Annotated in this window: 17 protein-coding genes and 1 pseudogene; 16 read left to right on the forward strand and 2 right to left on the reverse strand. The window is 41.6% G+C overall.

All coding sequences use genetic code 11. From position 1 onward, the window contains the following. Positions 1–206 precede the first annotated feature (206 nt). Positions 207–482 (reverse strand): type II toxin-antitoxin system YafQ family toxin, encoded by a 276-nt coding sequence (locus B6K08_RS07720; RefSeq protein WP_039206081.1) that lies wholly within the window; start codon positions 480–482, stop codon positions 207–209. After that, entirely contained in the window at positions 475–744 is a 270-nt protein-coding gene (locus tag B6K08_RS07725; protein ID WP_039206080.1) for a type II toxin-antitoxin system RelB/DinJ family antitoxin, read from the reverse strand. Before B6K08_RS07725 ends, B6K08_RS07720 begins: the two co-directional genes overlap by 8 nt. A 534-nt stretch (positions 745–1,278) precedes the next feature. On the opposite strand from B6K08_RS07725, the gene B6K08_RS07735 reads away from it, so the two are divergent. The 16 genes and pseudogenes from B6K08_RS07735 (at position 1,279) to B6K08_RS07805 (ending at position 21,890) form a co-directional block, all read left to right on the forward strand. Further along, the gene (locus tag B6K08_RS07735; RefSeq protein ID WP_052211775.1) at positions 1,279–2,181 is read left to right on the forward strand and encodes an ATP-binding protein; all 903 of its coding nucleotides are present in this window, start codon (positions 1,279–1,281) and stop codon (positions 2,179–2,181) included. 349 nt (positions 2,182–2,530) lie between these two features. Continuing rightward, a complete protein-coding gene (miaB, locus tag B6K08_RS07740) occupies positions 2,531–3,829 on the forward strand; it encodes a tRNA (N6-isopentenyl adenosine(37)-C2)-methylthiotransferase MiaB (RefSeq protein ID WP_080325884.1) in 1,299 nt (432 codons plus the stop codon). 97 nt (positions 3,830–3,926) lie between these two features. Next, positions 3,927–6,524, forward strand: a complete 2,598-nt coding sequence (mutS, locus tag B6K08_RS07745) for a DNA mismatch repair protein MutS (RefSeq protein ID WP_080325842.1) — start codon at positions 3,927–3,929, stop codon at positions 6,522–6,524. Further along, a pseudogene (gene mutL / locus B6K08_RS07750) lies at positions 6,521–8,376 on the forward strand (DNA mismatch repair endonuclease MutL). The gene mutS and the pseudogene mutL overlap by 4 nt, the downstream one beginning before the upstream one ends. Beyond that, positions 8,328–8,552, forward strand: coding sequence for a hypothetical protein (locus tag B6K08_RS14330; protein ID WP_407639837.1), 225 nt, complete (start codon positions 8,328–8,330; stop codon positions 8,550–8,552). The pseudogene mutL and the gene B6K08_RS14330 overlap by 49 nt, the downstream one beginning before the upstream one ends. A 26-nt stretch (positions 8,553–8,578) precedes the next feature. Next, positions 8,579–9,361 carry a class I SAM-dependent methyltransferase gene (locus B6K08_RS07755; protein WP_080325843.1) on the forward strand — a complete coding sequence of 261 codons (783 nt, stop codon included), beginning with the start codon at positions 8,579–8,581 and terminating at the stop codon, positions 9,359–9,361. A gap of 13 nt (positions 9,362–9,374) precedes the next feature. Next, entirely contained in the window at positions 9,375–10,847 is a 1,473-nt protein-coding gene (locus tag B6K08_RS07760; protein ID WP_080325844.1) for a DUF3375 domain-containing protein, read from the forward strand. 3 nt (positions 10,848–10,850) lie between these two features. Further along, entirely contained in the window at positions 10,851–11,468 is a 618-nt protein-coding gene (locus B6K08_RS07765) for a DUF4194 domain-containing protein (RefSeq protein WP_080325845.1), read from the forward strand. 34 nt (positions 11,469–11,502) lie between these two features. Continuing rightward, positions 11,503–11,946: a GatB/YqeY domain-containing protein gene (locus B6K08_RS07770; RefSeq protein WP_027396981.1), complete on the forward strand. Its 444-nt coding sequence runs from the start codon at positions 11,503–11,505 to the stop codon at positions 11,944–11,946. A 12-nt stretch (positions 11,947–11,958) separates the two neighbouring features. Further along, on the forward strand, positions 11,959–12,816 hold the full coding sequence (fliB, locus tag B6K08_RS07775) for a flagellin lysine-N-methylase (protein ID WP_080325846.1): 858 nt from the start codon (positions 11,959–11,961) through the stop codon (positions 12,814–12,816). A 100-nt stretch (positions 12,817–12,916) separates the two neighbouring features. Further along, a complete protein-coding gene (locus B6K08_RS07780; RefSeq protein ID WP_143254870.1) occupies positions 12,917–13,567 on the forward strand; it encodes a hypothetical protein in 651 nt (216 codons plus the stop codon). Positions 13,568–13,626: 59 nt separating this feature from the next. Further along, positions 13,627–13,860 (forward strand): type II toxin-antitoxin system HicB family antitoxin, encoded by a 234-nt coding sequence (locus B6K08_RS07785; RefSeq protein WP_200810405.1) that lies wholly within the window; start codon positions 13,627–13,629, stop codon positions 13,858–13,860. A gap of 179 nt (positions 13,861–14,039) precedes the next feature. Then, positions 14,040–16,070: a type I restriction-modification system subunit M gene (locus B6K08_RS07790; RefSeq protein ID WP_080325848.1), complete on the forward strand. Its 2,031-nt coding sequence runs from the start codon at positions 14,040–14,042 to the stop codon at positions 16,068–16,070. Then, positions 16,067–17,188 carry a PDDEXK nuclease domain-containing protein gene (locus tag B6K08_RS07795; protein WP_080325849.1) on the forward strand — a complete coding sequence of 374 codons (1,122 nt, stop codon included), beginning with the start codon at positions 16,067–16,069 and terminating at the stop codon, positions 17,186–17,188. Before B6K08_RS07790 ends, B6K08_RS07795 begins: the two co-directional genes overlap by 4 nt. Positions 17,189–17,373: 185 nt before the next feature. Next, complete coding sequence (locus B6K08_RS07800; protein ID WP_080325850.1) at positions 17,374–18,603, forward strand: restriction endonuclease subunit S; 1,230 nt, start codon at positions 17,374–17,376, stop codon at positions 18,601–18,603. Between the two features lie 65 nt (positions 18,604–18,668). Continuing rightward, on the forward strand, positions 18,669–21,890 hold the full coding sequence (locus B6K08_RS07805; RefSeq protein ID WP_080325851.1) for a type I restriction endonuclease subunit R: 3,222 nt from the start codon (positions 18,669–18,671) through the stop codon (positions 21,888–21,890). Positions 21,891–21,899: the final 9 nt, after the last annotated feature.

The raw sequence follows: 21,899 nt of genomic DNA on the forward strand, positions 1-21,899 counted from the left end.
CACTTAAATCTATACCATGAGTTAAATGAGTCATCAGCAGGGACATGGCTTTGCTGGTGGTAATTGGCTTGCAAGATAAGCACATTGACAATGAAATCAAGGAGTAAATACAAAGATGAAAAGCATTTCATCAGCAAGGAAGAAAAATGCAATCCTTTGACCTGTCAAAAAGACAGGCCTTATACGGGTTAGATACTATAAGATTGTCAATCAAATAAATCGCTATGGCTACCTGTTCTTTGAGCTATTAAAACAAGCTCTTCTTGGTCAATCCTATAAATTAGAAGCCAGTCGGGGCGTATATGACATTCACGGAAGGAAGAGTATTTACCCTTAAGCTGGTGGTCATAGAATTTAGCTTCCAGTGGTTTTTCGGCAGCCAGTCGTTTTATTACATCTTTTAATTCATCTATGGGAAGACCACGTTTTTGGGCAAGTTTGAAGTCCTTTCTGAATTGAGAGGAATAACGCACATCAAGCATTTAAATCATCCCACATTTCATCGACAGTGGAGAATTTGCGGCTGAGATTTCTGCCCTCAAGAGTATCGTCCATGGAGTGAAGAGTTTCTTCATTATATTTTGGCGGTGCGACGATTTCAAAGGGGATGCGTCTTTGATTGACAACCTGACGGCAAAATAGATGAATTGCAGTGGACATGGAGAGTCCCATGCTCTTAAGAGTTTCTTCTGTTTCGTTTTTTAAATCAGCATCAATTCGTACTTGTAAATTTGCTGTTGCCATATCAATCACCTCTTAATGTGATTTTAATGAGTTTGTATTGAATAGTCAATAAAATATCTTATTAAGCCGGGGGAAATATTTTGGGCATTAGATTGCTGAGTGAAGCAGAAATTTCAATACAAAGAGGTGAAATCTATGTATGAGAAATTACTGACTTTATACAAAAACTAGCTGATATAAATTATTCTTAAAATATTATTCCCCAGTTTGGTGGACGATTTATTGAAAAATAAAAGTTGTTATTTGTGACAGCCAATTACCATAACATATCAAGGGCAAAGTAAAACCTTTAATATGCCTGGCTGGTATCCACAAAATGATGAATGCAAGGCCACTTTTACTTACGAAGATCTTGAAGTGTACGACAATGCTCTCAAGGAATTAAAGGCAATAGTAATAGGAAAATGATATATTTAAATGAAAGCGCCGGAGTGTCCGGCGTTTTTTCTTTTCAAATTATCAGTTATAACTGATAGAAAAGTCGATTTTTTTATTTTTACGGTTATAACTGATAAAATACAGAAATAATTGATTTTGACGGTTATAACTGATAAAATCGTCGATATTTATATTACTGGTTCCAATGCCAAACTTTTATCTGGTGAACTGGCTACTTATTTGGCTGGCCGCTACGTGGAGTTTGCCATATATCCCTTTTCCTTTAAAGAATTTATGCAGATTTATCGTATGAAGCATCCACAAGCTACGGAGGAAGAGGGGTTTAAAAAATATGTTCAATACGGTGGTATGCCATATTTGGGAGAATTGGATTATCAGGAGTCTTCTTCAATTCAATATTTGCAGGATTTGTATAATTCCGTGGAATTAAAGGACATCGTGAAGAGAAATAAAATCCGTGATATAGACTTGTTGGAGCGAATAATGGTTTATGTTATGGCCAATATAGGCAACACATTTTCAGCTTCTTCTATTTCAAAGTATTTCAAAAGCGAAGGACGAAATGTTTCAGCTGAAACAATTTTAAATTATATTCATTCCTGCATGGACGCGTTTTTATTTTATTCGGTAAAACGTCAGGACTTGGTGGGGAAAAAGCTGCTTAGCGTTCATGAAAAATACTATTTGGCTGATCATGGTATAAGGCAGGCAGTATTAGGCTCCAATACTCAAGATATAGCTCTGGTACTGGAAAATATAGTATTTTTGGAATTGATTCGGCGAGGCTACGAGGTTACTGTGGGAAAGATTAATAACAAGGAAGTCGATTTTATTGTCAAAACACCGCAAGGCTTGATTTATGTACAGGTATGTTACTTATTGGCTTCGCCGGAAACAATAGAGCGTGAATTTGGTGTATATGAGAACATTAGGGATAATTATCCCAAATATGTACTGTCCATGGATGAATTTGATATGAGCAGGAATGGGATAAAACACAAAAATATCAGGGATTTTTTATTAAGTAATCCCGATTAATCGAATCTGAAAGATATTACAGATGCTGATATGATTGGGGATATTTACGCAACATAGCATTTAAAACAAGGATCTCTACGAAAGGCTGGCAAATTTTTTATTTTGAAAAATATTATTCTCAAGCTAGGGGAATGATTTATAGAAAAAATGAAAGTCATTTCATGGATTTGTGGAGAACAGTATACGTAAAATTCATTTTTCTCCAATCGAGCCGAGATTATATCCCGGCTTTTTCTATTGATTTCATTTTTTAAAAAATCATCAATTATGGTATAATATTCTGTACGATTGTTTGTTTTTGAGAGGATGTATCAATTTGACTTTAAATAGAGAAAAGAAATACCTAAAGATGCTGACATACGGCTGTCAGATGAATTTCAGTGATGCAGAGCGTATGGAGGGGGAGCTGGCCAAGCTGGGCTATGAGTCCATTGAGGATATGGAGCAGGCTGACCTTATTATGATAAATACCTGTGCGGTGCGTGAAAATGCCGAGGACAAGGTCTATGGAAAAATCGGTGAGATAAAGAATCTCAAGCGGAAGAATCCTGACCTTATTTTTGGTATCACTGGCTGTATGGCGCAGAAAGAAGGGGAGAAGCTGATAAAGCGTGCTCCCCATATTGATTTTGTGCTGGGCACCAATAAGATTCAGGAAGTGGTTTCCACTGTTTCCAAGCTGGAGCAGGCTCAGGAGAAGCATATTGTTGACACAGAAATCAATGAAAAGGATTTGCCTGAGGATATTTCCATTCACAGAAAGACAGCTCTATCGGCTTGGGTGCCAATTATGTACGGCTGCAATAATTTCTGCACCTATTGTATCGTTCCTTATGTAAGGGGGCGGGAACGGAGCCGTATGCCTGAGGACATTGTTTCTGAGGTTCAGGAGGCTGTGAAGCAGGGCTACAAGGAGGTTACTCTCCTTGGTCAAAATGTTAATTCCTATGGTAAGGACCACAAGAAGGCTACCTTTGCTGAGCTTCTTTCAATGGTGGACAAGGTGGAAGGTATTGAGCGGGTGCGCTATATGACTTCCCATCCAAAGGATTTAAGTGATGCAGTAATTGATGTCATTAAAAATAGTCAGCATATCTGTACCCATTTCCATTTGCCGGTGCAGCATGGTTCAAACAGAATATTGAAGGCTATGAATCGCGTTTATACTGTGGAGGCCTATAAGGAGCTTATTACTAAGATTCGAAATGCGGTACCGGATGCCACTATTACCACTGATATTATTGTGGGATTCCCGGGAGAAACTGAGGAGGATTTTCAGCAGCTTCTGGATTTAATGGCATGGGTTCGCTATGACCAGGCCTATACCTTCATTTATTCCAAGCGTTCTGGCACTCCGGCAGCAGAAATGGAAGAACAGGTGGATGAGGATGTGAAGCATGACCGTCTGAATCGCCTTATGGAGCTTCAGAATAAGATAAGTCTGGAGAAAAATCAGCAACTTCAGGACAAGGTGGTAAAGGTTATGGTGGAGGGGCCAAGCTCCAATGATGACAAGGTTTGGTCCGGACGTACCTCCGGCAATAAGCTGGTGCTGTGGCCATATCAGGGCAATGAACAGCCTGGGGATTTGGTAGAGGTAAAGATTTGTCAGCCTCAGACCTGGGTGCTGAAGGGTGAGCTGGCGTAAGCTTTCGCAAAGATTACTGGCGCAAGTCTTAGAATGGATTGCTGACGTAAATCTGCCCATAGATAAAGTTGTTTAGTATAGAAGGAATGGTATTTTCATGGAAATGACACCAATGATGCAGCAATATATGGCCATAAAGGAGCAGCATCCTGATGAAATCCTGTTTTTTAGAATGGGAGATTTTTATGAGATGTTTCTGGATGATGCGGTGACAGCCTCCCGCGAGCTGGGACTGACCCTTACCAGTCGCAGCGGTGATGTAAAGAAGAATCCCATGTGCGGTATTCCTTATCATGCTGCTGAAAGCTATATTACAAAAATCGTAAATAAGGGCTATAAGGTGGCTATTGCTGAGCAGATTGGTGACCCAAAGGCCAAAGGACTTACAAAACGCGAGGTCATTAAGGTCATTACTCCAGGTACCATTTTGGAGGAAAGTGCCCTTCAGTCTGCTAATAATAATTATATTGCTTTGGTTTATGAAGCTGACGAGGAGGTTGTACTGTCCGGGGCGGATATTTCCACCGGGGAGTGCTTCTATGGTGTTTATACTGGTGATGACCGCCTGCAAGCCCTTTATGATGAGCTGTACCGTATTATGATGCCGGAGCTGATTATTTTGGGTGAGCCCTCCTTTCTCGGTGATTTAAAGGCCTTTATAGATATGCGTATGGCAGCCTGTGCCTTCACTCGTATTGAGGAGCCTGTTAAAAATGTGGATGATTTGATTATTCAGCATTTTGATGTGAACAATCGACCTGCTGGCCGTTCTGCCAGTGAAGCCGTGGCTACTATGTTGGGGTATCTCCACGACACTGTGAGAACAGATCTTTCCCATTTGTCCCAGCTGACCAAGCTGGATTTCGCCAATAATCTGGTTATTGATACCTATACCCTAAGAAATCTGGAAATTACCCGTAATCTTAGGGATGGTGGCAAGAAGGATACCCTTTTGGATGTTCTGGATTTTACAGATACGGCCATGGGGACCCGTCTCCTAAAGAAGTGGCTGGAATATCCCCTGATAAACATCGGGCAGATTAACCAGCGTCTGGATGCTGTGGAGGAATTATCCAGTGATTTTATCCTTCGTGGAGAGCTGAAGACTTCCACTAAGTCCATATATGATTTTGAGCGTTTGCTGACCCGTATTGAAGTGGGATCAGCCAATGCCAGGGATATGGTGGCTCTTAGAACCTCATTTATGGCCCTTCCTGCCATAAAAAATCTCCTTGAGGGCAGAAAATCCCAGCTTTTGCAGAAATGCCATGAGGGGATTCATCTTTATGAGGATTTTGTGAACCTTTTAAACAGGGCCATTGTGGATGCCCCGGGACTTACCATTCGTGATGGTGGCATTATCAAGGAAGGCTACAATGAGGAACTGGACGAATACCGCAAGATTTCCCGTGACGGCAAGCAGCTCTTGCAGGAGATGGAAGAAAAGGAAAAGGAAGCCACTGGCATACGCACCTTGAAAATAGGCTACAATAAGGTTTTTGGTTATTATATTGAGGTGCGCCATAGCGGTACTGAGCTGGTGCCGGATCATTATGTCCGTAAGCAGACTCTGGCCAACGCCGAGCGGTATATTACTCAGGAGCTGAAGGAATTTGAGACTAAGATTCTTGGAGCTGAGGAAAAGATTGTAAACATTGAGTACAATCTTTTTATGGAAATTCGAGACACCATTAAGTCAAAGCTGGGAGATATTCAGGAAACGGCCAAGCATATTGCGGTTCTTGACGTGATTACGGGGCTGGCTGAGGCTGCCAGTGCTTATAACTATGTGCGGCCACAGCTTTTGAATAATGGGCAGATTGATATCAAGGACGGCCGTCATCCACTGGTAGAGCGGATTTTGACACGGGATTTGTTTGTTCCAAATGATACCCGTCTAAATCATACTGAATGTGAGATTATGCTGATTACCGGCCCTAATATGGCTGGTAAATCCACTTATATGCGCCAGACAGCTTTGCTTACCCTTATGGCTCAGGTGGGCAGCTTTATTCCAGCACGGGAAGCCACCATTTCCCCTGTGGATAGAATATTTACCCGTATAGGTGCCAGTGATGATCTGGTAAGCGGTCAGAGTACCTTTATGGTGGAAATGAAAGAGGTGGCTCAGATTCTCAAATATGCCACCCGTGATAGTCTTGTTATTCTGGATGAAATTGGCCGTGGTACCAGTACCTTTGACGGCATGAGTATTGCCAGGGCAGTAATCGAGCATATTCGTGAGCATATTCACTCCAAGACCCTATTTGCCACCCATTATCATGAGGTTACGGACTTGGAGGATGATTTAATAAAGAATTACTGCATTGCTGTAAAGGAGAAGGGCAAGGACATTAGCTTCCTTCGCCGTATTATTCCGGGCTCTGCGGATAAATCCTATGGTATTCACGTTGCCCGCCTGGCGGGACTACCAAAGACGGTAACCCAGCGGGCAGAAAAAATACTGGAGGCACTGGAGGCCGAGGGCTCCAGGGTTGAGGATATCCCATTAACCAAAAAACAGGAGAAAGCTAAAACGGTGGCTGAATCCAATGATATGATGGCATCTCTTTTCGGGAATTCCATCAGTGATGAGCTGTTGGGCATGGATGTTATGACCATGACCCCAATAGAAGCAATGAATACCCTGTATCGCTTACAGCAGCAGGCCAAAGAGGAGGCGGGACGAGGATGAGTTTCGTACATGTTCTTGACGATAGCACTATCAATAAGATAGCGGCAGGTGAAGTGGTAGAAAGACCTGCTTCAGTTATAAAGGAATTAATCGAAAATGCCATGGATGCCAAGGCTGACCGCATTGAGGTGGAAATCATGGCGGGAGGTACCAGCTTTATGCGGGTATCGGATAATGGTATCGGCATGAGCATGGAAGACGCGAAGATGGCCATCCGACGTCACGCCACCTCGAAAATCTTTAAGGTTGAGGACCTTATGGATATAGATACCCTGGGCTTCCGTGGTGAGGCCCTTCCAAGTATTTCCTCGGTGTCTCGTTTTACTTTGCAGACCCGTCAGGCGGGGGCGGAGCTGGGAACTGAGGTGAAGATTATCGGGGGCAAGGAGCCGGAAATCGGAGAAACTGGCTGTAGTCTGGGTACCACAATTCGGGTGGAGGATTTGTTTTTTAATACTCCTGCCCGTAAAAGTTTATGAAAACAAATAATACCGAGGCCAGTAAGATAAATGAGTTTATTATAAAGCTGGCTATTTCCCGCCCTGATATTGCCTTTAAGTTTATAAATAACAATAAAACCTCTGTGGTGACTCCGGGAAATGGCAATCTCCATGATACTCTCCGCAGTATTTATGGAGGCTCTGTAGGAGATGCTCTTTTAGGCATGGATTTTGCCGACGATGATATTACCATCAAGGGCTATATTTCCAAGCCATCCACCATTAGAAGCAATAGAAATTGGCAAACCTTTATTGTAAATGGACGTATTATTTCCAATAGGGCCATGTCAAAGGCGGTGGATAATGCCTATTCATCTCTTATTCCAAAATCCGGTTATCCCATGGTGGCCCTTATTATGGATGTGGCACCAAATTCTATTGATGTAAATGTTCACCCACAGAAAAGCGAGATTAAATTTGAGGATGAGGGCAGAATTTTTAAAGCTGTGTATAAGGCCGTGCTGGACGCAGTGCGCCCCCATGGCGAGGCTCTTGGGAATATCGCTGCCCAGGTGGAGCGCCCCGAGAGACATTTTACGGGAATTCCTGCTTCCATGAAGGAGTCAAAGCCCGTTATGGAGCCCCTTATTGATGAGATGCACTTTGTACCGGCATCACAGCCAAGGACAACCAGTGCAGCCAGCTCCGTAAGTCATAGTGATTATACTCCCTCCAGTATCCCGTCTTCGGCGTATCAGTATCGGGTGGAGCAGCAGGCCAAGACCTTGCATGAGGCCCAGGAGGAGTTGTCCCAGCTGAAGGGTGAAGATTTGGTTTCTTCGGGTGGAACAGTTGCAAATGGTGGCGAAACTTCTATAAATGATACAGAGTTAATCGCCAGCCAATCAGAAAATACTGTTCTGGAAAATGATGTACTTATAGATAGGTCAACCGGGGAAATAATTGAAAAATCCGCGGGTATCAGTGCAACTCCAATGGTTCCTATCGGTCAGGTGGATAACACCTATATTATTGCCCAGGATGCAGATGGTCTTTATATCATTGACCAGCACGCTGCCCATGAACGCATATTATATGATCGTTTTGCGGCTATGACGGAGCGTATACCATCACAGCAGCTTTTGGTGCATCTCATATTGGATTTTAGCGAAAGGGAAGCCCAGCTTATTGAAAGCAATCTGGAGATGTTCCATAGCTTGGGCTTTGGTCTTGAACCAAGCGGGCCGGACCAGTATCGTCTAATTGAGATTCCAGCGGATATTCCTGTGGCTGAGGCAGAAAACACAATTAGGGAAATATTGGTTTCCCTGGAGGATATGCATCATTGGTTTCCCTGGAGGATATGCATCAGCTTAGTGCAGCGGAAATTCGTCATGAGTGCCTTGCTATGACAGCCTGTAAGGCGGCAATAAAGGCGGGCTTTGAGCTTAATTTCCGTCAGATGGAAATTATTCTGGATGAGCTTAATAAAACCGCCATGCCATATACCTGCCCTCACGGCAGACCAACAATTTTGAAATTCAGCAGCGATGAGCTGGCCAAGATGTTTAAGCGCACAGGCTTTTGAGTTGCACATATATTTAGGGAGAATTAATGCTAAATACCATTGTCACGACGGACAGAAAAAATCATAAGGAAAGCATTGAGCTGGCAGCCTATGCGGCGGAGAAGCTGGGGATTAAAAATGTTAAACGCAATCGGGCGGCCTTGCCTGAAATGCGTGAAGAATACGGTGTAGATAACATTTTGGTGGCTAAAAAAGGCAGCTTTGTTTTGGATACCCTTGATGGGGAGCTGTTTTTTCACCCTAATATGTCCCAGCTTCGTATAAAGAATATTCGTATGGGTGATGAGGATCACATGACAGCCGCCATGGATTTAAAGGAAGGCATGAGCGTTTTGGATTGTACCTTGGGGTTTGGTGCTGATGCCATAGTGGCCAGCTTTGTTACGGGGGAAGGGGGCAGTGTCACCGGCTTGGAGGCCAGTCCCCTTATTGCCTTTGTCACTGGTGAAGGCATGAAGCATTTTCTCGCCACCAATTACGAACTTCACAGTGCCATTAAGCGGGTAAATGTTATAAATGCTGATTACAATGATTATTTAAAAACTCTGCCGGATAAGTCTATGGATGTTGTTTATTTTGATCCTATGTTCCGTCATCCATTAAAGGACAGCCATAATATAAATCCTATTCGTGCTGTGGCTGACCATCGCCCTTTATCAATAGAGGCAGTAAAGGAGGCCAAACGGGTGGCACGTCATAGGGTTGTAATGAAGGAAAACAGCCGCAGCCTGGAGTTTTCCCGTCTGGGCTTTGATACCATTGTGGGTGGCAAGCACTCCAAGGTGCATTACGGCGTGATTAAACTGTAGGTGTATTGATAATATGATGAATGATAATATCCCTGACAACATGCAGTATAGCTTTTTGGTGAAGCTGAGAAATGAGCATCCGGCCTGGAGATTGCTGGCCTCGGAGCAGTGCAGCTTCGTGGCGGCTTTCCTTTATCAGGAGTTTATGGTAAAGAATCAGAGAGCTGTGCCAGAGGACAGATTGTTGGAGGATCTTAATAATTTTATATATGATCTTCATGATAATGCCAAGGCCCAGGGGATTATCCGTCCCGCCAAGGATTATCTGGCTTCATGGACTGATGGTCAGCACTCATGGCTCCGTAAATTTTTTGTGAAGAAAAACGAGCCCTGCTACGATCTGACAGCAGATGCCCAGCGTGGTATTGAATGGCTGGCTGGTTTGAGGAAGCAGAGCTTTATTGGCACGGAATCCAGAGTTCGTCTTGTGTTTAACCTTATTCGTGAAATTGATGAGGAAAGCAATATAAGTGCCGAAAGCCGCATAGCCCGGCTTAAAGAGGAAAAGGAGGCTATTGAAAAGGAGATTTTCCGCCTGGAAAATGGTGGAGCTCCAAAGGTTTTAGATGAAGTTCAAATAAAGGACCGATATATTCATGCTGCCGAAACCGCCAGAAGTATACTGGCGGATTTTCGTGAGGTGGAGGAAAATTTCCGTCAGCTGGAGCGCAGTCTTATGGAGCAGATAGTTACCTGGAAAAAGGGCAAGGGAGAGCTTTTGGAAAAGTTCTTTCAGGACAGGGACTATATACAGCACTCAGAGCAGGGCAGGAGCTTTGGAGCTTTTTGGGACTATTTGATGAACCAGTCTTCACGGGAAGAATTGGATGAGGCTTTGGGAAGAATATTAAAAATACAGGGCATTGAACAGGTGGAAAAGCAGTATGATATGCGTCATATCCGCCGTCAGTGGTCCGAGGCTGCCCGACAGGTTATGGACACCGTCAGCAATTTGTCCCGTCAGATTCGCCAATATGTGGATGAAGGCTATCTGGAGCAGGAGCGTTACATTTATGAGCTTATTAAGCAGGTGGAGGATAAGGCAATTTCCATAAAGGATAATATTCCGAGAGATGCTGAATTCGCCCAGATGGATCAGTCGGCCCCATTTTTTGATTTTATTATGGACAGACCACTTTTTGTGCCACCGAAAAAGCCTATTATTGAAAGCAGTGCCATTGAAAAGGGAAGTCATCAGGGCTCCGTGGAGGCACTTTTTAAACAGGTATATGTGGACCGAAAGGTGCTGGAGGAAAATATCGCTGATGTCCTGGGGGACAAGGAGAAGGTTTCCCTAAGTGCGATTTTGGAAAAGCACCCCCTTACCAAGGGCCTTACCGAGCTTCTCAATTATCTGGTAATTGCCAGCAGTGACAGCCGCAGCTTTGTGGATGGTGAGCGTCAGCTTCTGGATATGGAAAATGTGAACGCTGTGGATATTCAGGTGGATATGGATAAGATTATTTTTTATAAAAAGGAGGGGTAAGGGATGGCAAATACTATGGCTGAAGAAAAGGACATGGACTATTCCCGTGCCCTGATTACGATTTTAAAGGGGGTGGTGGATAAGCGCACCCAGCCGGATATATGGAATATAATTAAGGATAATCAGCCCCGCATGGAGGAATATGTAGCCCAGATTGGCTTACTTCTCTATGTGGATGATAATGCGGGCTATGCCTATGTGAAGCAAAATGATGATGAAAATCTACCTCGGTTGGTGCCACGCCATCAGCTAAGCTATGGCTTGAGTATTCTTTTGGTGCAGCTTCGTAAGAGCCTGGGGGATTTTGATGCCTCCAATGGTGATAGTATTTTGGTTCTTTCATTTGAGGATATAAAGCTGAGATTGAAGCCATTTTATCCCGCCGCTACCAATGAAACCAAGTTTGATAATGAGGTGAACCGCCACATCAAAAAGGCTGTGGAAATGGGCTTTTTGTCAGAGGTCTACGGTCAGGCGGATGCCTATGAGGTTAGGGAGCTCATAAGGAGCTTTGTGACCGCTGATTGGCTCCAGAGGTTTAATGAGCGGTTGCAGGACTATCTTGATTTCGGCAGCAGAAATGCTGAGGAACCATCTGAGGAAAATGCCTTGGAATTTTAAATGTTTAAAGTTATTATTTTTGGAGGTGCATAATATGTCACTTAAAGAACAGTTGGCAAATGATATGAAGGAAGCAATGAAGGCCAAGGAAAAAGAACGCCTGGCAGTTATTCGCATGGTCAGAGGTGCCATTAAGCAGCAGGAAATTGACAACAAGGTAGAGCTGGATGATGATGCTGTAATAGCCGTTATTAGCAAGGAAGTTAAGATGCGTAAGGACTCCATCGCAGATTTCGAAAAGGGCGGACGGGCTGATTTGGTAGCTCAGAATGAAGCCGAGATTGCTTTTCTGATGCCATATTTGCCACAGCAGTTATCTGAGGATGAGGTACGTGCCTTGGTGAAAGAGGCTGTGGAGCAGACTGGTGCTTCATCACCAAAGGATATGGGCAAGGTAATGGGGGCACTTATGCCAAAGGTTAAAGGCCGTGCTGATGGAAAGATGGTCAATACATTAGTGAAGGAAGCCCTGAATTAAGCAGGTAATGGGATGAATACAGTTTATCCGTCATTTTATAAGGATTTTTCCTGTATAGCCAGTGATTGCAGCCATTCATGCTGTAAGGGCTGGGAGATAGATATAGACAATGCCACGGCGGAAAAATATCTGAAAATTGGAGGAAGTCTGGGGGATGAACTACGGGCTAATATATCCAGCGCAACTGGTGTGTATTCCTTTGGGCTTGCTAAAAATGGAGCTTGCCCATTTTTACAGGAGGATGGCCTTTGCAAGCTGATTTTGTCAGCAGGCGAGGAAATACTTTGCGAGATATGCACCAATCATCCCCGTTTCTATACCGTTCTCAATGATTATGAGCTGGCTGGGGTAGGCCTTAGCTGCGAGGTTTCTTGTGGGCTGCTTTTGCAGGCTGGTTCACTGGAATTCAGTATTGAGGGTCAGAGCTCTAATCTGAGCTTTTCTGAGCTTTTGAAGCTATTGGGAATAAACATGAAAAAGGAACAGCAGACATTTCATCCCGGTCTTTCCAAGAATGATGCACTTGAGGTTCTGGAAATAATGGGAAATACTGAACCCATTGATGATAAGTGGCGGGAGGATATTGCTGCCTATTTGCAATATGCCCGTGAAAATCCTAAATTTCTTGAAAATTATGAACTAATAATGCCACACCAGATATTTCAGCGTATATATCAATATATAATGTACCGTCAGTTGGAAAAACTCAGTGATTACAGCCTGGATGATTTGCTGATTTATACAGATATATCCACGGAATATATTTTTATAGCAGCAGCCATTACGGGTGATTTGCCTGAAGCCATACGCCGCTGGTCAGAGCAGATAGAATACTGCCCGGAAAATGTGGCGATGCTCTTGAAAATGTAGTTTTATCCGATATTAACGGGTAAAAAAATCAGGCCAGTTACTCATAGCTTTTGGGGTATTTGGCCTGTTTTATGTTTGTTAAGTAAAATATATTGGATTTATGATGTTTACATATAATGTTGATTCATTTTTGGAAAATGAGCTGGTGCAAATAAGGGAAATCTTCTATGATTTCATGGCTGGTTTTACAGATAAGTCTTTTTGTAAAATGCTGGGGGAGCGCAAGGAATGGCTGCCACCTGTATATATTTCAGATGAAGTGATAGTTATTCCTAAAGCTAATGGCCCCTTTGATAAGCAGCTGGGGAAATCCATTAAAAAGGGCTACAGTGTATTCATATACTATGAGGCAGTGAAGGAATATTGCTGCACATTTCATTTGGAGAATGAATATGAAAGTGCTTTAAGTATGGTGCTTGCTCATGAATTTTTTCATTCCGTGCACCGAATATGGGATGAAAAGGCCTTTTTGCAGGATGCCAGCCCCAGAACGGGAATATCTATGGAAAGAAAGCACCAGCTGACGGAGTCTTTGGCAGATTATTTTGCTTATTTCTGGCTGGAAAGTCATGAAGACAGTGATTATGCCATAGTGGCCCAGCACCGAAAAGGTCTGTGGCAGGAATATGCATCTGCTAATTGGCCTTACAGTTCTGCCTTGGTGTTTGTGAACAGCCCGGAGATATTTTTTGAGATTTTGAGGCTGCTAAAGTCTAATCCCGCTATGGCATATAGAAAATTGAGTAGTTGATTGGTATAATTTCAGTAAAGAATAGTAAAATCTATTAATGGCTTGGGCAGGTGACATGTATGGAAAAGACATTGGAATATTACATGGAATTGGATTATCCTGTTGAACTCAGCAAAATAAAGCCTGAAGATGGGGGCGGTTTTTTCGTGTATGTGCCTCTTTTGCCTGGTTGTATGAGTGATGGAGATACTTTGGAGGAAGCATACAGTAATATTGAAGAAGCCAAAAAAGAATGGTTTTCCAGTATGATTGAGCGAAAAATGGAAATACCTGAGCCAACATCCATGAGGTAAGTTGCGATGATTAAATGTTCCCGATACAGGGAAAATGAAACAGAAGGAGTTGTTGTTACTTTTTTAGTACATCAACTTCTTTTTTGTTATAGATTTTATTTCAAATGTATCTTTGAACGCTGTATTCGTGATAAAATAAAACGTGATTAGCAAAAACAAATTAGTAAGGAAGAACTACAATGACAGACATAGAACTGAAAAAACTTAAAGATGATTTGTGGCATGCGGCGGATGTGCTTCGCTCTGGAGCCCATCTGGCAGCTAATAAATATGGCCAGCCGATACTTGGTCTTATATTTTTGCGTTATGCTGATATTTTATTTAAACAGCATAAGCAGGAAATTCAGGCCGAGTATGATAAATTAAAAGGCGGTCGCCGGGAAAAGACTATGCGGGAGATTGCCATTGATAAATGTGGTTTTTATCTGCCAGAGAAAGCATATTATGATTCCATTAATAATGCTCCTGATGATGCGAAAAAGGCAACATTAGTAAAAGAAGCCATGGAAGCCATTGAAAAGGAAAATCCGACACTGGTAAATGTATTGCCAAAGGATGTTTATGAGCAGCTGGTGCCAGAGGAAGAGCCAGAGCTTTTATCACGTATTGTGCGAATATTTAAGGATATTCCAGAAAAATCCACATTGGATATATTTGGTGAAATCTACGAGTATTTCTTAGGAAATTTTGCTTTGGCTGAGGGTAAGGATGGTGGAACATTCTACACGCCTTCTACTGTTGTTCGCTATATGGTGGAAGTACTTGGTCCGGAGCCAGGCGGGGAGAAGAAGTTTTTAGATCCGGCCTGTGGTTCTGGTGGTATGTTTGTGCAGGCGGCCCGATATATGCACAAACATAATGCCGACAACAAAGAAATGATGAATTTTCGGTGCTATGGTGTGGAAAAAGAGCCAGATACTGTAAAACTGGCCAAAATGAACTTGATTTTGAATAATGTTAGGGGAGATATAAGAGAAGCCAATACCTTTTATTCTGACCCACATAATGCTTTTGGGGCCTTTGATTATGTAATGGCCAATCCACCTTTTAACGTTGATGAGGTAAGCTATGATCGGGTAAAAGATGATAAGCGCTTCAATACCTATGGTATCCCTCGTAAAAAAAGCAGTTCCAGTAAAAAGAATGCTGATAAAAAAGAAACTGTGCCTAATGCCAATTATTTATGGATTGGTCATTTTGCATCGGCCTTAAATGAAACAGGCAAGGCAGCTCTGGTTATGGCCAACTCAGCTTCTGATGCTTCCGGCAGCGAATATGATATTCGTAAAAATATGATTGAGGAAGGTATTATCAGTCAGATGGTGACCCTTTCCTCCAATATGTTCAATACTGTAACTTTGCCGGCAACCTTATGGTTCTTTGATAAACAAAAGGCTCACGGCGATAAAAAGGATGAAATCCTCTTTATTGATGCCCGCAATGTTTTTACACAGGTGGACAGGGCACACCGCAAGTTCAGTGATGAACAGATAAAAAATCTGGGCATTATTACCAAGCTATATAATGGGGATGAAGCCAGCTATCAGGAATTGGTGCATGAATATGAGGAAAAGTTGGCAGAAGGTGTAAGTGATTTAAATCAGCAGATAAAAGATTTTGTTCCTTACAACATCGTATTTGAGGTGGAAAATCCTGATATAGGCAAAACTGAGGAAATAACAGAAAGCTTTGCATTGGGAATAGATAAGCTGGATATAGTTCTTGTAAACCATACTGCTGAATTATTGCATAGTGAACTGGAGAAGCTAAGTAAATGCCGTAAGGAGTTTGTCAAGGCTGATAAATGGATTAATGGCAACAAGGTCAAGAAAGGTCAAAACAAGGAAGTTCAGGAGTTTAAAGACAAGATTGCCGGTGGCCTGGAGCTGGTGGATAGTGTTAAATACTATCTGAAAAACCTTCTGTGGCTTAAGGAAAAATTCCCTGAGGGGAAATATAGGGACGTAATTGGTCTTTGCAAGGCAGCCAAGCTGGATGGTGAAGATGGTATCAAAGATCAGGATTATTCCCTCAATGCCGGACGTTATGTAGGTGTAGCTGTGGATGATGATGGGCTCAGCGAGGAAGAATTTAAGGAAGAAATGCTGGGGCTTAGCCAAGAATTAAAAAAACTTCAGAATGAAAGCAATCAGTTGATGGAGGCTATTTTCAATAATATGCAGATATTGGGGATAGAGAATAAAGGATGAATTTTGAACTACTAGCTAATAATGTTGAGAAAATACACAAGGTTACAAGTTTATATGCTAAAGGTGCAGTAAATCAGCTTCTTACAATTAGAAACTGGATGATTGGTTTTTATATTGTGGAATTTGAGCAAAGTGGTAACGACAGGGCTGAATATGGGACTCAGCTTTTGACAAAGCTGTCTAAAAAAGTGGAGATAAAAGGTCTTGACAGACAGATGTTAGGAACATGCAGACTGTTTTATCAAAGGTATCCGCAGATTTGCGCGACAGTGTCACGCAAATTACGTGGTATCGATGAAATAGAGATGTTACCTAAGGAGTTTGATGCTGAAAATAGTTATCTGAAAAATGTCGAAAATCAAATCTGCGATACAGCGTCACGCAAATTTGAAATGCCCCCAGATGTATTGATAAGCCGATTATCGTTCTCACATTTAAGAGAGATATTGCCTATTGATGACCCTCTTGAACGGTTCTTTTATGAGGTAGAATGTATAAAGGGGACATGGAGCGTCAGAGAACTTCGTAGACAGATTAGCTCAAAACTCTTTTTCCGGGCAGGTATCAGCAAAAAGCCAGAATTGTTGCTAAGGCAGGTAGATAGTGAGGATTTTAGTAAGTCATTGACAGTAAAAAATATCTATTCACTGGAATTTCTCGGGCTGGATGGCAAGGAGGCTGTTACAGAATCTGATTTAGAAGAAGCCATTATGGAGCATTTGCAGGAGTTTCTGCTGGAAATGGGAAAAGGATTTTGTTTTGAAGCACGCCAGAAAAGAATCGTTATAGATGATGAGTATTATTTTATAGATCTTGTTCTGTACAATCGTTTGTTACACTGCAATGTAATTGTTGAATTAAAGGTAGATAAGTTTCGCTATGAGCATTTTGGACAGCTTAATTCCTATGTGTCATATTACAAGGAATGTGAAATGACTGAGGGAGATAATCCACCTATCGGGATTCTTTTGTGTACCGAAAAGGGAGAAAAGATGGTAGAGTATGTCCTTAATGGTGTGGATGAACAGATTTTTGTTTCTACATATATGTTGCATTTGCCAGATAAAAAACAGTTGGAAGAGTTCCTGTTGGCTGAATTGAAGGAACTTGGAGTATGATAAGTATGAACTATTGTTTCATGGAATGCCAGACGTTATGTAGGTGTAGCTGTTGAAGATGATGGCCTTAGCGAGGAAGAATTTAAGGAAGAGATTCTGGGGCTTAATAAGGAATTGTATCAGTTACAGCAAGAAAGTAATAAATTGATGGATAGTATAGTTGGTAGTTTAAAGGAATTGGGAATATGAATTGGCATGAAACTATTTTGGGTAAAAATATCACTACCAAGAAAGGTTTTGCGTTTAAAAGTACAAAATACGTTGATAGTGGTGTGCCTATTGTCAGAGTATCAGATTTTACATCAGATAGTATTTCTGCAAATGATTTAAAATATTATCCAAAAGAAGAAAAGTATACTTATCTGGATTATGAGTTGCACTATAAAGATATAATTATTCAGACGGTTGGTTCTTGGCCTAATAATCCGGATTCTGTTGTAGGAAAGGTCGTAAGAGTTCCTTATGAGTTGAATAATGCTCTATTAAACCAAAATGCTGTCAAAATAATACCAAATGAAGGTATGGACAATGACTTTCTGTATTATAGGTTAAAGTCAAGTGATTTTTCGGGCCATGTTGTAGGACAAGCGAGAGGTGCAGCTAATCAAGCAAGTATAACCTTGGAAACGATAAAGTCGTTTAAGTTTTTTATTCCCAACTATAATGTGCAAATTAAAATAGGAAAAGTTATATCACAATATGATAGACTGCTCGAAACCAACAAAAAACGTATCAAAATCCTTGAGCAAATGGCTGAAAACCTGTACAAGGAATGGTTTGTGCGGTTTAGGTTTCCAGGGCATGAAAAGGCTGAATTTGTGGATGGTGTGCCAAAGGGATGGAAGGTTTGCAAGTTAAAAGATATTATAAAATTCAATCCTAAATATGATTTTAAACAACAATATAGCTATATAAATATTCCAATGGCTGCATTAAGTACATTTGGAATGTCTATTGATAAATCACAGATAACAATAGAGGAAAAAAGCTCGGGTACTCATTTCGTAAATGGAGATGTACTTTTTGCAAAAATAACCCCTTGTTTGGAGAATGGCAAGACAGGATTGGTTAATTGCTTGAATGACGATGAAGTTGGGACAGGTTCGACAGAGTTTATTGTTATGCATGGTGTTAAAGTGGACTCTTTCTTCACTTATTGTATTGCTAGAGATGAATTGTTTAGAAAACAAGCCATAAATAGCATGAATGGTGCAGATGGTAGACAACGAGCAGATTTGGCATTCATAAAAAAAATAAAATGGTTGCTGCCAAGTGATGAATTGCTAGTGAGATTTAAACGATTTACGGATAGTGTTATCAAACAGATTGAGATGTTTAACAAACAAAATCAAAATCTTATCAAACAGAGGGATTATTTGCTTCCTCGTCTAATGAGTGGAAAACTACAGGTATGACCTCACCCGCCCTACGGGCACCCTCCCCACGGGGGATGGCTTAGAATACGAAAGGAGATAGAGCCATGGGCAGCTTTATTTCAGAGGATGATATTGAGCAGGCGATACTGGCAAAACTTCAAGAACCATCATTTAAGTACGACATTTTAAAGTGTGATCCGGACCCGGCCAAAAGAGAAGATTTAAACGATGGCACTGGGCGCACCTCCAAGAGCCAGTGTGTATTGCCAGAGGTGATGCGCACAGCTATTTTTCGCCTGAATCCAAATATTGATGCGGATATTTTAAATAATATAATCCGTGAATTATGTCAGGATTATTCTGCCAAGGATATTGCAACAGCCAATTATGAGCTGTATCGTAAAATCCGTAATGGTATCAAGGTTAATGTCAGACGGAATGGCAAGGCTGATTTTGATTTCGTGAAGCTGGTGGATTTTCGCCAGCCGGAAAATAATACTTTTACTGCTGTTTCCCAGATGTGGATTATGGGCAATGTGTACTGGCGAAGGCCCGACGTGCTGGTTTTTGTTAATGGTATGCCAATGGTGTTCATTGAGCTGAAAAACAGCATTGTAAAGGTGAAGGAAGCATATAATGATAATCTCACCAATTACAAGAAGGACATTCCAAATCTTTTCGCCTTTAATCAGATTTGTGTGCTGTCCAATGGCATAGAAACACGGCTGGGGGCATATTGTGCTACCTATGAGTATTTCTTTGAATGGCTGAAGGTGGAGTCGGAAAAGGAAAAGGTAGACCGTAACGAATTAAAAGAAGTTTCAAAGGCAGAGAACAGCTCCATAAAGTATTTTATTGAGGGATTGCTGAATAAAAGTAATCTTGTTGATTATATTGAGAACTTCATTCTGTTTCAGAATGGCGGTAATAAGATTATCGCCAAGAACCATCAATATTTAGGAGTAAACAATCTGATAGAGGCACTAAAGAATCGTCAGGATTTACAGGGAAAGCTTGGCGTTTTTTGGCATACCCAGGGTAGTGGAAAGTCCTTCTCCATGGTTATGTTTGTCCGCAAGGTGAGGAAGACTATGGAGGGGAATTTCACCTTCCTGATAATTACTGACCGTGAGGACCTTGATAATCAGATTGTAAAGAACTTCATTCGTACAGAAGTAATTGGTAAAAATGAAGAATGCCAGCCAAAGAATGGAAAGCAGCTACGGGAATATTTGACCGGCAACAAGCCAATTATTTTTACTATGATACATAAGTTCAAATATGATAAGGGAAAGAAATACCCCGTATTGTCCGAGCGTAATGATATTATTGTTATCGTGGATGAAGCACATCGCACCCAGTACAAGACTCTGGCAGAAAATATGCATACTGGTCTGCCTAATGCAAATTATGTAGCTTTTACAGGTACTCCGCTGTTGGGAAGCAAGAGGCTAACCAATCAGTGGTTTGGTAATTATGTATCCGAGTATAATTTTGCTCAGTCTGTAGAGGATGGTTCTACGGTGCCGTTGTTTTACTCCAAACCAGTACCAGAGGTGTGTCTGCAAAATGATTTCCTGGATGATGATGTGGTAAACATTATCGAAGAAGAAAATCTTAATGATGAGGAACAGCGACTGTTGGAAAATTCTTCTTCAAGAATTTTGGAAGTAATCAAGCGGGAGGACCGTCTTAATAAGATTGCGGCCCATATTGCTTATCATTTTCCGCGTCGGGGATTTCTTGGCAAGGGTATGGTAGTGTCGGTAGATAAGTACACGGCAGTGCAGATGTATGACAAAGTACAACGCTATTGGTCCGAGGAAAAGAAAAAGCTAATTCAGGAACGCAACAGAGCAGCTACTAAAGCAAAACAAGATGAAATAACCGGGATTATTGATTATATGAATAAGGCCGAAATGGCGGTGGTTATTTCTGAGGAAGCTGGTGAGGAAGAAAAATTCAGTGCAAAGGGGCTGGACATAAAAAAACATCGGGACAAAATGAATTATATTTCTCCTGAAGGCGAGGACATAGAGGATAGGTTTAAACGCCCGGACAGCAATTTACAGTTGGTGTTCGTGTGTGCTATGTGGCTCACTGGTTTTGATGTGCCAAGCATGTCTACCTTGTATTTGGACAAGCCAATGAAGGCTCATACATTAATGCAGGGGATTGCCAGAGCAAATCGGACTTTTCCGGGCAAGCAGTGCGGAATGATTGTAGATTATGTAAATGTATTCAAATACATGAAAAAAGCTCTGCGTGATTATGCTGTTGGGGATAATGATGATGAGTTCCCTGTGAAAAATATGGAGGAACTCTTAAAATATCTGGACGATGCTGTTAAAGAAGCCAAGGCATTTCTGTTGGGACTAGGTATAGATATTGATGACATATTGAGGGAAAGTACCCTGTTTGATCAGTTGGAAGAATTGCGGGAGGCCTATAATATCATTGTTGATAAGGACGAGTATAAGGATAAGTTCAATGTTATTGTTAATACATTGGTTAATCTTTATGAGAGTGCCAAGCCAGAGATTTTCAAATATAACTGGCCGCACGCGGAGGCTTATTCTGCGTTGTGTTATCTTCACGGGCTGTACCATAATCTAATTGATGATGAGAAAATTAATCGTGCCCGTATGAGAATGGCAGCTCTGCTTGATGATAGTGTGATAGCTGCTAACCCAATTCAGGGGATTAAGGAAGGTGTTGCCATATATAAAACCAAAGTTATTGATTTGTCGAAAATTGATGCTGAGGAGTTAAAAGCTGAGTTTAAGCAGGCCAAATATCGGTCGGTGGAAATTGACGATATGAAGTCATTTATTGAGCGGGCTTTGGTTCAGATGTTGAAGCGAAATTGTACTCGCCGAAATTTCTCTGAACGATATAGAAATATAATTGATCAATATAACGCAGGCAGTGCTGATAATGAACACTATTATGAAGAATTGGTGAAGCTGTTAGCGGATATGCAGGAGGAAGATTCCAGAGCCAGCCGTGAGGGGCTTACAGATGAAGAACTGGAGATTTATGACCTGTTGATGGCAGACAAGAAGCTCACCAAGACCGAGGAACAAAAGGTTAAACTTTCGGCCAAGCGTTTGTATGAGAAGCTGCGGGATAACAAACAGGATATTTTCGTGGTGGACTGGTACAAGGATGAACAGCCTCGTTCCAGAGTAAAGTCGGCTATAGAGGAAGTTTTGGACGAAGACTTACCAGATAGCTATGACAAAGAATTTTTTGAGCTGAAAACAAATCTGCTAATGGCCCATTTTATGGATATGGCCGTGCAGGGATATGGTTGGATAAGATAGAAAAGGATA

The sequence above is a fragment of the Anaerovibrio lipolyticus DSM 3074 genome (assembly GCF_900141865.1).
Classification (GTDB): domain Bacteria; phylum Bacillota; class Negativicutes; order Selenomonadales; family Selenomonadaceae; genus Anaerovibrio; species Anaerovibrio lipolyticus.